The organism is Streptomyces sp. R-74717 (genome assembly GCF_047305335.1).
Taxonomy (GTDB): domain Bacteria; phylum Actinomycetota; class Actinomycetes; order Streptomycetales; family Streptomycetaceae; genus Streptomyces; species Streptomyces atratus.
Genome location: NZ_CP102361.1, coordinates 9618003 through 9630086, shown reverse-complemented (window position 1 = coordinate 9630086; position 12084 = coordinate 9618003). Strand labels below are relative to the sequence as shown.

Below are 12084 nucleotides of genomic sequence, written 5' to 3'. Positions count from 1 at the left end.
GCCGGGGAGGGCGAGAGCGGCCCTGACAAAGCCGGGATGTGTCCAGTACTGCCAGATGGGGCGGGTCCGGTAAGCGTGATGGAGAGGTGTACGCGAGGAACCGGCGTTTTACGTCTCTTAAAGTGCCTCCGGCTCGAACCTGGCGGATCTGGGCCGGAAGCGGCGCGTACTCGGGTCATCCTCTCGGCTGGTCTGCCAACTCCTGGGTCGGTCTACGAAAGCTGACTGGGAGGCCACGAGGAAAGCCTGCGGCGTACTCGTGGCGATGTCGCAGGGACACAGTCGAGCTCCTCCTTCATCGAGTGAACCACAGTGAACACGGGATCCGTCCCGAACCTCGCCCTGCCGTCTTCTGCCAGCAGGCTGCCGGGGCTGAGCGCATCGACCGCTGATCGGTTGGGGACGGGGCGGAGCCGCCGTAGTACTCCGAGGCCGGGAGAGCCGGCCGCATGGGGAAGGGCGGCAGCGGTATCGAGAAGGGAAGGATGCTGCAATGCCGGAAGACGCCCCGCCGAATGGCGGAGCTCCAGGTCCTCGGGCCCAGGTACTGGAGATGCAGAGCAAGCTTCACCGTTGGACGGTGGCCGATCCCGGCCGCCGGTTCGATGACCTGTTCAACTTCGTGCACGACCCGGCGACGCTGTTGGTGGCGTTCGACCGGGTCGCGGGCAACCGGGGAGCCCGGGCTCCTGGCGTCGACGGCCTGACGGCCATGGATGTCGAGGAGTCGATCGGTGTTCCCGGGTTCCTGAACGGCCTGCGGGCCGCCCTCAAGGACGGCTCGTTCCGTCCTTTGCCGGTGCGGGAACGCAGTATTCCCAAGCCGGGAGGCTCGAAGAGGGTCCGCAAGCTCGGGATTCCGACGATCGCGGACCGGGTCGTTCAGGCGGCGCTGAAGCTGGTGCTGGAACCGATCTTCGAGGCCGACTGTGCGCCACGAGGCGCTGCTTTACCGGACGCGGTGCGAGACCGCGTCGGGCTCTTGTCGCAGCAAGGGCCTGGAAGCTGGGGACAGCCTGAACCGGGAGGTGCCGGGGAGGGCGGGAGCAGTCCCGACAACGTAGCGGGGGCGCGGTACTACCAGACGCGCCGGCCGCGCTAGTGCCGGATCAGGCAACGTTTGCCCTGTCGACGACGGCTTGTAGGTGCTGGTCGTTGGCATGGCGGTTTCGCCAGATGATGTAGCGGCGGATCATGCTGCCCTGTTCTTTGTGGTCGGCGTGGTCCGTGCCGTCCAGGGTGAAGTAACGCAGGGCCGTGAACTGGGCCTCGATGCGGTTGAGCCAGGAGCTGTTGGTCGGTGTGTAGGCGATCTCGACGTTGTTCGCGGCAGCCCAGATACCGACCCGTTGACACCTTTTCGTGGTCAGGTGTGGGGAGAAGTTGGTCGGCCACGATCGAAATCCTGACGTCGGCCGGGTAGAGGCTGCGCAGGTAGCGGCAGAACTCCAGGAACTGGGTGCGCCGCTTGACCGGTTTGATGTGGCCGTAGAGCTTGTCCTTGGAAAGATCCAGAGCGGCGAACAGGTGCCGCACCCCGCCGTAACGGTTGTAGGTCGCTCGCCGCCGTCGGCGCGGTTCGCGATCTGGGTCCTTGTGCCTGCCGCCGCGCTCGGCCCACTGCCGGCCCGGGTGGGGCATCAGGTTGAGCGGCCCGAACTCGTCCATGCAGAAGATGACTTCGGGTTCGCCGTCCTCGGGTATGACCTCGCCGTCGGCGATGGCGTACAGGTGCTCGACGCGCGCTTTCTTGGCCGCGTAGTCCGGATCGCGGGAGGTCTTCCAGGTCTTCAGGCGTTGAAAGGAGACTCCCTCCTCGCGGAGCAGGATGCGCAGGCCCTCGTGGCTGATGTCGTCGACCACCCCCTCGGCGACCAGGAAGTCCGCCAGCTTGGACAGGCTCCAGGTCGAGAACGGCAGGTCGTGCTCGGTGGGCTTGGACTTCGCAATCTTCTTGATCTCACGGCGCTCCGGCAGCGTGAACGTCTTCGGCCGACCACCGGAGTACTTCGGATAGAGAGAGTCGAAGCCGTCGGCATTGAAGTTGTGGATCACGTCCCGGACCCGGTCGTCGCTGGTGAACGACACCTCAGCGATCTTCGCCACAGGCATGCCCTGCGCGGAGAGCAGCACCATCTGGGCCCGCCGCCAGGTCACCACCGACCCGGTGCCTCTGCGGATAATCCGCAGCAGCCGCCGCCCCTCATCGTCATCGATCTCTCGGACACGCACTCGTTCTGCCACCCGGACAGAATGACGCCCACGCTCCGTCCACCACAGCACCCGGACGGCGCGTCACATCACAACAGGGCAAACGTTGCCTGATCCGGCACTAGCAAGGCGGGAAGGGATAGCGATCGCGAACGAGTGTCTGATGCCCCGTGATTCGAAAACGGCCCGGAACCTGGGGCGGTTTCTAGGGATCGTTGCAACACGTGGTTGGTTTGGTCAGGCCGCGAGTAGTTTATGCAGGCGCTCGGCTGGGGTTTCCCAGCCGAGCGTTTTGCGTGGGCGGCCGTTCAGTTCAGCAGCGACCGCGTCGAGGTGTTCGCGCGCGTGGACCGAGAGATCGGTGCCCTTGGGGAAGTACTGCCGGAGCAGGCCGTTGGTGTTTTCGTTGGAGCCGCGTTGCCAGGGGCTGGCTGGGTCGCAGAAGTAGACCGGGATGCTGGTGGCGACGCTGAAGGAGCCGTGGGCGGCCATCTCCGACCCCTGGTCCCGGGTCAGGGACCGTGTGAGGTGGGACGGCAAAGTCTGGACCGTGGTGACCAGCGCGTCCCGGACGCTTTCGGAGCCGTGGTCGCCGGGCAGGTGCAGCAGCATAACGTAGCGGGTCGCGCGTTCGACCAGGGTGCCGATGGCGGACTTCCCGTCCTTGCCGATGATGAGGTCGCCCTCCCAGTGGCCGGGGACGGCACGGTCCTCGGCTTCGGCGGGGCGTTCGCTGATCATGACCATCGGGGTGGCGAACCGGGGTTGCCGCTGCTGGGCCTGGCGGCGCGGCTTGCGTCGGGCGCGGCCGGTGCGCAGGGCGCGGGCCAGCTCGCGGCGCAGTTCACCCCGGCCTTGGACGTAGAGGGCCTGGTAGACCGTCTCGTGGACCACGTGCATCTCCGGCTGCTGGGGGAACTGTGCCCGTAGAGCCTGGCAGATCTGTTCCGGGCTCCACCGTATGTCCAGGTGGCCCTGGATGAAGTCCCGCAGCTGCGGGTTCTGGCCGATCTTCCCGGGCTTCGGCCGGGCCGGCGGGCATCAGCGCGGGCCTGGGCCGCGTGCGGGCGGTACTGGCCGTTGACCGGGTGACGGTTGCGGCGGATCTCCCGGCTGACCGTGGACGGGCTGCGGCCGAGTTCGGCGGCTGTCGCACGGACCGTGGCCTTCTCCCGCAGCCGGTCGGCGATGTGAATGCGGTCGGTCTCACGCAGATACCGCGAGGGACCGGGCGGGGGCGCCACCGCGGTGATCGGTGGCGCCCCGGTGGTCCCGCCGGACGGGGCACGGCCGTTACGCCAGCGCCGCCCGGTCTTCTCGTTGATGCCGACGATCCGGCATGCCTCTTTGTTGCTCACACCCTGCTGCATGAGCTGAAGGTAGAGGCGCCGTTCCTCGGACAAGGGACGGCGCCCCTGGATAACGGACCGGTCCCGGATCTTGAAGTCCATCGCATCCCCTGAACTGGGGTGTTGCGACAACCACTAGAACTCAAGTGGTGGATGTGGGCCGATGCAGCGCTGGGCGGGCTTCAGTTGGTGGCCCGCCCGCTTCCGGGTTGTCCAGTCTGTGCGGCCCGGGAGACCGTGAGGAATGTCTGCGGCGTACTCACGGTGATGCTGTCGGGGTAAAGCTCGATCCCGACCCCGCCGACCGGTGGGCAGTGAACGTGGGAAGCGACCGGGCGTCGCCCTTCCCGTCCGACAGCCAGCCGGACAACGGGCAGGTTCATCGTCGACTGACGGTGCCCGGTCGTGGCGGAGCCCTCGTAGTAGTTGGAGGACGGGAGAGCCGCCCACGCGGCGAAGGAGGGCAGCAGGTTTGCAGCAAGATCTGGTCGAGGGGAGGTCGGCGGTGAATACCGTCGCGCCGTGGCCGTCATATGCGGATTCGCAGGCCCGGGTACTCCATGTCCAGAACAAGCTACGCAAGTGGGCAGCAACTGACCAGCAGCAACAGTTCCGCGATCTTTTCAATCTCGTCTATGACCTGGGCACCCTACGGGTGGCCTGGCAGCGGGTGCGGACAAATCGCGGATCGCGTAGTGCCGGGGCGGATGGGGTGACCTGCTCCTACATCGAGGAGAACGTCGGTGTGGAGCCTTTCTTGCGGGATATCCGATCCCGATTGAAGGACGGTACCTATCGGCCCATCCCGGTGCGGGAACGGGCGATTCCGAAGAAGGGCAGCAAGAAGGTCCGTCGTCTAGGAATTCCTTCCGTGACTGATCGGGTGGTACAGATGGCGCTCAAGCTCGTCTTGGAGCCGATTTTCGAGCCGGACCAGTACCGGTCGATCTATGCCTACCGGCCGGGACGCCGGGCGCAGGACGCGGTAGCCGAGATTGTGCACTACATCAATAACGGCTACACGTGGGCGGTTGAGGGCGACATTGCAGGGTGCTTCGACAACATCAGGCATGACGTTGTCGTGGAACGCATCCGCCGTCGTATCACCGACCGCCGCACGGTGAATCTGTGCAAGGAGTTCCTCAAGGCAGGCGTGCTTACCGAGCTGGGACGGGTCGAGCGGCGCCTGACAGGCACGCCGCAGGGAGGAGTCATCACGCCCCCAACGCAATGGGTAACTCGGGCAGGGGTCACCCTCCGTAGCGTCTTGATCTTGATGCTGGTCGTCGGCGGTGTGCTCACGCACGGGTATGCGGTGCCGGATGGTGATCTTCTCGGGGCCGACGAGGACGTCCTTGACGAGGAGCCGCAGGACGCGCTGGCGCTCGGGGACCTCGGCTGTCCCAGCGTTCTCGCGGAGCTGGGCGAGGAACCCTTCGAGGTCGTCAGCGAGCTTGAGGTAGGCGTCGCGGTCGGCGAGCTGGGCTTCCAGCGTGTCGAGTTGGCCGCGCAGGTTGCTCTCCCGGGCCCGCAGGCCGGGCATCCGGGCCCGCAGTTCATCGATGGTGACCAGCTGTTCCTGGAACGCTTCGATCACGCGCGTGATCGCTGCGGTGGCCTTGGCGAGGGCCAGTTCGAGACGGCTGCGCTGGCGGGTGGCGGGGTCGGAGGTGCGGGCAAGGTCCAGGCGCTTGTCGATCTCGGACCGGATCAGGTGCGGGTCGGCGAGCATGCCGATGATGTGGTCCCAGACGACGGTGTCGAGGTAGTCGGCGCGGACGGGCTTGTTGGTGCAGACCCGGCCGCCCGCGTAGCGGTAGTCGTCGGAGCCCAGGCACCGGTAGTAGTAGATCTTCTTGCCGGAGGAAGTAGTGGTCGAGGTGCGGTAGTAGCCGTATCCGCAGCTCACGCAGGCCGACAGCCCCTGAAGCAGAGAGGGGACCTTGCTGTTGCGCGAAGCGAAGCGCTTGTTGTCGGCGAGCCGCTGGGCGGCGCGTTCGAAGGTGGCCGGGGTGACGAGCGCGGGAACGGGGATGGTGATCCACTCCTCGCGGGGGCGGTCGGCGGTCTTGACGGCGCGCGGAGTGCTGCGGCCCTCCAGGCGGGCCCGGCGGTTGAGGCCCGGGGACTCGTGGAGGATCTGGGTCTTGCCGAAGGCTGCCTGCCCTTGGTAGGCGGGGTTTTTGAGCATGCCCCAGACGACGCTGCGGTCCCAGCGGGTCTTGCCGGTGCGGGTGGGAGTACCGCTGTCGGTGAGCCAGCGGGTCAGGTCCGCGATGGAGGCCCCGTCGTCGGTATAGCGGCGGAACAGCTCGACCACCAGCGCCGCCTCGGACTCGACGATCTCGTAGGTGGCCCCGCACTCGGGGGTCTTGCGCAGGTAGCGGTAGCCGAACGGGGCTCCGCCCAGCACGTTCACCGCCCCCGAGCGGGCCCGGTAGGTCTTCCCACGCCGGTAGCGTTCCATCAGCTGGGCCTTCTCGTACTCGGCGAACATGCCCTGGAACTGGACCATCAGCTGGTCCTCGGGGCTGTCGCCGCGTGGGCCGCGGACGAACTCCACCCGGGTGCCGGCCCGGGCGAACTCCTCGACCAGCAGGGCCTGGTAAGCGAACTTGCGGGCGAGGCGGTCAGGCGCGTAGCACAGCACCACATCGACGCCGACCTGGGCGACAAGGTCGCGCAGCCGCTCCAGCGCGGGCCTCACCAGGGTCGCCCCGGAGTGCCCCTCGTCCTCGAACACCCACTCCTCGGGCAGCTCAAGACGCTGTTCGGCGGCGTGCGCGCGCAGGGCCGCGGTCTGCGAGCCGATCGTCTGGTCCTTCTTCTGCCGTGCCGAGGACACCCGGGCGTAGATCGCCACGCTGGTCATCGCTCACTCCTGCCTGCTCCAGGCGATCCGGTATCCGGGATCGCCGCAGCGGAACCAACGCCGCGTAGGCCGCGGACAAGTCCGCCGCCGCATGACGGTCGAAGACCGCCTCCACCTCCACCGGCCGGCCGCTCACCTGCCCGGCCGCCCCTCCGGGGCACCCCGCTCAAGGAACTCGGCCAGGGCCTGGGCCACCACCGCGGAGATCGCCCGGTCGCTCTCGTGGGCACGGGCGCGGATCTGTCCTGCCAGCGATTCCGGCAGCTTGACAGTGAACACCACGCTCGACTCAGGGACTTCGAGATGTCCAGCGGCCATGGCCTGCTCCAGATACCGGCGTGCCTGACGCACCGACACCCCGTACCTACTCGCCAACGTGCGGGCGGCTGCGGCCACGGGCACACCCGCCCCGACCAGATCCGCGGCGGCGTTGACCCGCCGGGCGTACTCGACGCTATCGACACGATCACCACGCACCATGTCACAAACCTACTACCCATTGTGACGCTACTTACCCTCCGCGCGTGGAAGGAGTTCCAAGCGCCGGTAGCCGAGCGTCACCTCGAAGCAGAAGTTGCCCATTGCGTTGGGGGCGTGACCGCCGACCCCTGCGGGGTCCCGCGGTCCCGCTTCTGCAAGGTGCCGTCGGGTAGTTGAAGCGGCGCTTGGAGCCACCGCTTGACATACAAAATCACCCACACGGCATCGGTGTGAGCCTCCACGGCCTTGACGATGAGGTCCCACCGGACGCTGTCGAAGAACTTCTGAATGTCGAGATCGATCACCCAGTCCTTCCTCCAACACCGTTCCCGGCAGCGCTCCACCGCATCCAGAGCCGACCGATGTGGCCGATATCCATAGGAGTTCTCATGGAACGCAGGCTCCACCCGGACTCCGAGATGTCTGGCCACCACGGTCTGAGCAACGCGGTCAGCGACAGTAGGAATTCCCAGCATTCTTGTGCCGCCACCATGCTGCTTGGGGATCTCCACCGCACGCACCGGAGGGGGAAAGTACGTCCCCGACGACATCCGATTCCAGACCTTGTACAGGTTGCCCCGCAGGTCTGATTCGAATTCAGCGATGGACTGTCCATCCACTCCGGGCGCACCCTGATTCCTCTTTACCTCTTGGAACGCCTCCCAGACTTCCCACTTCGAGATCTCAAACGACTTCTCCGGCGACTTCAACTGGTTCATCGACTCCTCCCGGAGCACGTCCGGTTGGTCAAACTCCCACAGTCACGAGTGACCCGGCCCCTTCGCTCCACCCCCATTACAGGGGCTTCAGCACTACTACGGGCCGGTCCGCCGACATGCCCCGCGACGGTACTCGGCTCCTCACGGTGATCGCCGCTTGGAGTGCTCCCTCTCGCGCCCGTACCGGGCTGCGGTGTCGGGGCATGTCTTCCCACGTTCCGTACAAGAGCAGCAGATCAGGCTCACGTCACCTCCATGCCGGACACCGCCTGGCCAATAAACGGGAACCCGCCAGACTCATCCCGGAGCAAAAGCCATCGCCCCGGTTTTGATGCCACTTGAGTTGGATAACGACACGTCGTCAGTGATTCGCTCGCGCTCGTCTTCCTGATCCCCACCTGACACCTCGAAGAGTGCCTTTTCCACATCGCTCACCACGGTCGCGTCACCGCTCCCGCAGCATGTGGCGGTTTGAAGCCTCCCCCCGCAGGGCGGCTTCGAAGGGCCAAATCCTTCATCTCCTGCACAGCATCAATCGCAGCGGCTCCCCTACATCGAGCCCCTCCTCTTGTTCGTGGCACACAGCCTTTTCCAACCTCGCGGTCAACACCGCGAGGTTGGAAAAGGCTCAGTACTGGAAGAACACGATGGAGCCGCTGAACCCGTTGTCATCCCTGGCTCCCGCGGACTTCTGTCTGATGATGCGTTGTCATCTGTACGCTCTACGCGTGACCACTGAACCCTCGGGCGCCGCCACTCCGTTACGCAACTCTGCTGTGAGCAGTGGCAGTTGGCTTACACGAACCGCCTGGGGCACTCTCACGTTGCTGCTGTCCGCGTTCGCCGTTTTCGAGAGTCAGAAGTACGGCCTGCCGACCACGGCCGCGGCGCTGGTGTCCTTCGTGATGCCCGACCTGGCGCGGCTCGTCGGCATCCGCCCGCCCGGCATGCTCTACCAGACCGTGAACCGTGGGTGGATCCCACTCGTGGTGCTGGTCGGCTACACCGTTGGGCCGATCGTGTGGCCACCGCTCTTCACGGCCGGCCTCGGCTGGCTCACCCGCATCGCCTTCGATCGGACGCTCGGGCGCGGGCTCGCCTCCGCCTGACCGAACTTCCAGGTGGATCTTGGTCGTGACACCGTCTGCCAGAAGCTTCGCCGCTTCGCAGGACCGTCCAACTTGTGGCCACTACCGCCAGGTTGGAAAAGGCTCATTGACGCTCGGGCTCGACGGGCCGGAGTTCGACACCCTCCCCCTTGACGACTAACGCCGGTAGCCGTAACTTGACGCAAATGGTTAACACTGTTAGCTATTTCGATCGGTCGCAATGTGAGAGGGCCGCAGTGAACACTGCCGCAGTCAGCACCCCGTGCGGCAGCCTCCTGCCCCGGCCCCTCCGGAGTGCATGGGAGGCACCAGTGCTCGCCTTTGGGACGTTGGCGGTCTCCGGGGGTGAGCACCAACCGCCAGCAGCCGCGCGCGCGTGCCTTGCTGGACCGAGCCCGTTCTCATGGAACCCCGCGAAGCACACCGCAGGCATCCGGTTTCCAGGGCTCGCCTCGTCCCCGGTCTCGCCCGCCGTTCGGATGCCGGCTTCCGGCTCCGGACGGTCCACCGGCATTGCGATCGCGCGAACGGCCCGCCATGGCTGACCGCGCGCAGCAGATCATGGCCGCCGCCCGGGAATTACTCGACGCCGATGGGCCGGATGCGTTGTCGATGCGGCGCATCGCCGAGCGTGTCGGCATCCGGGCGCCTTCCCTGTACAAGCACTTTCCTGACAAGGCCGCTGTCGAGGCCGGGCTCCAGGCGCAGGGGATGACCCAGTTGACGGAGGACCTGGAGGCCGCCGAAGCCGAGATCGGCGTCGAACCGCCCCTGCTTGTGCTCGCCCGCGCCTACCGACGGCATGCGCTCGCCAGTCCGCACCTCTACCGCATCACCCATAGTCGGCCGCTCGCCCGCACCGCGCTCCCCGAGGGACTCGAAGACCGTGCGGCGGCGCCGCTGGCCCGCGCGGTGCACGGCGACATTGCCATCGCGCGCTCGTTCTGGGCATTCGCGCACGGCATGGTAGTGCTCGAACTCGACGGCCGCTTCCCGCCCGGCGCAGACCTGGACGCCGCATGGCGCACCGGCTGCGAGGCGTTCGCCCAGGCAATCCGGAACAAGACCCTGGGAGACACCGTATGACCACAATCGACAAGGAGCCCGCTCCTGGCGTCACCGCCCGCGCCGCCGGATACGCACACGCCACGGCATGGATTCTCGGGCTCGCCGCCGCATGGGGAGCTACACCCGAAGTCGGTGACACACATGCCGGGATCACGGCCGCGTACGCCGACCGGCCGGTCCAGGCTGTGGCCCAGGCGTTGCTCGTTCATGGTGTGGCAGCTGTCGGCCTGCTGGTCGTCGGATCCGGAGTGCTCGACTGGGCCCGCCGTGCCAGCAACACTGCGGCTCGCTCAGCCGGGTGGGCCGGGAGAGTCGCGGGGGCGCTCGCATGCGTGCAACTCGTCCTGGAACTGATCGCGATACCTGGAGCTGATCCAGCATCACCGGGCAGGACCGGCGCGCTGTTCGAGGCGGTCCAGCGTTCGGACGGTGTCAATCTGGATCGCCGCACTCGGCGCAGCCCTCAGGCGTCGGCCCTGAGCGCTCGCTCGACCGAACGGGCTTCTGATCAAGGGGCTCAGGAAGCCGTTCGGTGCACGCCTGATTACCAGTCCGCTTGACTGAGCCTCCTACGGAGTGACCATGGATCTCGCCTACCTTCCCAGCCCTTCGACCGGAGTGCTTCACCTCGGCCCGGTTCCGTTGAGGGCGTACGCCTTCTGCATCATCCTGGGCGTTTTCGTGGCGGTCTGGCTCGGCAACCGGCGCTGGGTCGCGCGGGGCGGTGAGCAGGGCGTCATCGCAGACGTCACCATCTGGGCAGTGCCGTTCGGCCTCGTCGGTGGACGGCTGTACCACGTGTTCACCAGCCCCGACGCGTACTTCGGCGAACGCGGCGAGCCCATCCGAGCCCTGTACGTGTGGGAGGGCGGGCTCGGTATCTGGGGTGCCATCGCCCTGGGCGGGGTCGGCGCGTGGATCGGCTGCCGTCGCCACCGCATCCCCTTCCCCGCCTTCGCGGACGCGGTCGCCCCGGGCATAGTCCTGGCCCAGGCGATCGGCCGCTGGGGCAACTGGTTCAACCAGGAACTCTACGGCCGCCCCACTACGCTCCCCTGGGGCCTGGAGGTCGACCGCGCGCACCGTCCGTCCGGCACGCTCGACATCGCGACGTATCACCCCACCTTTCTCTACGAGTCCCTCTGGGACATCGGCGTCGCCGCACTGGTCCTCTGGGCGGCGAGCCGGTTCACGCTCGGTCACGGCAGGACTTTCGCCCTGTACGTCGCCGCCTACACGGTCGGCCGGTTCTGGACCGAGTACCTGCGCATCGACGAGTCCCACACGTTCCTCGGCCTGCGCCTGAACAACTGGACCTCTGTCCTGGTCTTCCTCGGCGCTATCGCCTGCCTCGTCGTATCGGCCCGCCGCCACCCAGGCATCGAGGACGTGCGGCGGCCACAGGGCGAGGGCGGCAGCGAGAGTGCTGATGAGCCGCGCCTGGCCGTTGCCTCTGTCGACCCCGCCTTCGGGAACAGCCCAACGCGAGGGGCGACCGAGTCCTGGAACGTCGGGAACAGATCATGATGCGTGTGGGCGGCTAGCTGTGCTTGTGCGGCCCAGCCTTCCAGGGCATCGAGAGGTGTATCACCGTGATGAGACTTGCGGGCTCATCAGTGGGAACGTCAAGAGCGGGGGACCAGGTGAGCGAGTTGGACGAAGTGAGGAGCCGTCGACGATTCGGCCTCATCGCTGGCATGGCGGTACTGCCGCTGGCCGTGGATCTGGCAACTAAACAGATCGCCTTGGCCAATTTCTCGCCGGCGGACCCAGTGAGCACTCTCGGCGGTTTCCTGAAGTTCACCCTGATTTCCAATTCCGGCGCCGCATTCTCGGTCGGCGAGGACGCGACGTGGTTGTTTAGCGCGGCCAAACTCATCGTGATCACCGGCATGCTCTGGATCGCGCGCCGGGTCCGCGTCCCCCTGTGGGGTGTGGTCTTCGGCCTGCTGGTCGGCGGCGCGGCGGGCAACCTCGTGGACCGCGTCTTCCGGCCACCCTCCCCGTTCCAGGGGGCGGTCATCGACTGGATCCAGCTGCCGTACTGGCCGGTCTTCAACATCGCCGACATGGCAGTGGTCTGCGGCGGGGCTCTGGCCATGGTGGCAGTATTCCGCGGTATCAATCTGGACGGCTCCCTCGTATCCGAAAAGTCGGCTGAGACCGGAAAGCCCAGCGGACCGGAAGGTAAGAACGCCGACGATGGCAAGGGCAAGGGCCAAGGAGTGAACTGAGGCTGGATCACGCGGACGAGAGCAAGCGGCGCCCGAAGCCAT

The 12084-nt window shown here is 66.6% G+C and carries 7 protein-coding genes and 5 pseudogenes; 6 read left to right on the top strand and 6 right to left on the bottom strand.

Annotation, left to right across the window (positions count from 1 at the left end):
- Window positions 1-493 precede the first annotated feature (493 nt).
- Window positions 494-937 (top strand): annotated as a pseudogene (locus tag NRF20_RS43680) (group II intron reverse transcriptase/maturase); the annotation flags it as partial.
- A gap of 172 nt (window positions 938-1109) precedes the next feature.
- Here the strand turns inward: NRF20_RS43680 and NRF20_RS43675 are convergent.
- Both NRF20_RS43675 and NRF20_RS43670 read right to left on the bottom strand, forming a co-directional pair.
- Window positions 1110-2244: pseudogene (locus NRF20_RS43675) on the bottom strand (IS630 family transposase).
- Between the two features lie 204 nt (window positions 2245-2448).
- Window positions 2449-3569 (bottom strand): annotated as a pseudogene (locus NRF20_RS43670) (IS30 family transposase).
- A gap of 298 nt (window positions 3570-3867) precedes the next feature.
- On the opposite strand from NRF20_RS43670, the pseudogene NRF20_RS43665 reads away from it, so the two are divergent.
- Window positions 3868-4722, top strand: a pseudogene (locus tag NRF20_RS43665) (reverse transcriptase domain-containing protein); the annotation flags it as partial.
- Window positions 4723-5310: 588 nt separating this feature from the next.
- Here the strand turns inward: NRF20_RS43665 and NRF20_RS43660 are convergent.
- From NRF20_RS43660 to NRF20_RS43645, 4 genes and pseudogenes are all read right to left on the bottom strand, one after another.
- Window positions 5311-6432: pseudogene (locus NRF20_RS43660) on the bottom strand (recombinase family protein); the annotation flags it as partial.
- A gap of 132 nt (window positions 6433-6564) precedes the next feature.
- Complete coding sequence (locus NRF20_RS43655) at window positions 6565-6912, bottom strand: hypothetical protein (RefSeq protein ID WP_327411920.1); 348 nt, start codon at window positions 6910-6912, stop codon at window positions 6565-6567.
- A 77-nt stretch (window positions 6913-6989) separates the two neighbouring features.
- Window positions 6990-7631, bottom strand: coding sequence for a reverse transcriptase domain-containing protein (locus tag NRF20_RS43650; protein WP_413754348.1), 642 nt, complete (start codon window positions 7629-7631; stop codon window positions 6990-6992).
- Window positions 7632-7928: 297 nt separating this feature from the next.
- Entirely contained in the window at window positions 7929-8066 is a 138-nt protein-coding gene (locus NRF20_RS43645) for a hypothetical protein (RefSeq protein ID WP_413754347.1), read from the bottom strand.
- 293 nt (window positions 8067-8359) lie between these two features.
- Between NRF20_RS43645 and NRF20_RS43640 the strand changes: the two genes are divergently transcribed.
- The 4 genes from NRF20_RS43640 to lspA all read left to right on the top strand — a co-directional run bounded on the left by NRF20_RS43640 (window position 8360) and on the right by lspA (window position 12042).
- Window positions 8360-8740: a DUF4260 domain-containing protein gene (locus NRF20_RS43640; RefSeq protein WP_413754346.1), complete on the top strand. Its 381-nt coding sequence runs from the start codon at window positions 8360-8362 to the stop codon at window positions 8738-8740.
- Between the two features lie 537 nt (window positions 8741-9277).
- Window positions 9278-9826 (top strand): TetR/AcrR family transcriptional regulator, encoded by a 549-nt coding sequence (locus tag NRF20_RS43635; protein ID WP_413754345.1) that lies wholly within the window; start codon window positions 9278-9280, stop codon window positions 9824-9826.
- A 564-nt stretch (window positions 9827-10390) separates the two neighbouring features.
- Window positions 10391-11335 (top strand): prolipoprotein diacylglyceryl transferase, encoded by a 945-nt coding sequence (gene lgt / locus NRF20_RS43630; protein WP_413754344.1) that lies wholly within the window; start codon window positions 10391-10393, stop codon window positions 11333-11335.
- Between the two features lie 116 nt (window positions 11336-11451).
- Window positions 11452-12042 (top strand): signal peptidase II, encoded by a 591-nt coding sequence (lspA, locus tag NRF20_RS43625; RefSeq protein ID WP_413754343.1) that lies wholly within the window; start codon window positions 11452-11454, stop codon window positions 12040-12042.
- Window positions 12043-12084 lie beyond the last annotated feature (42 nt).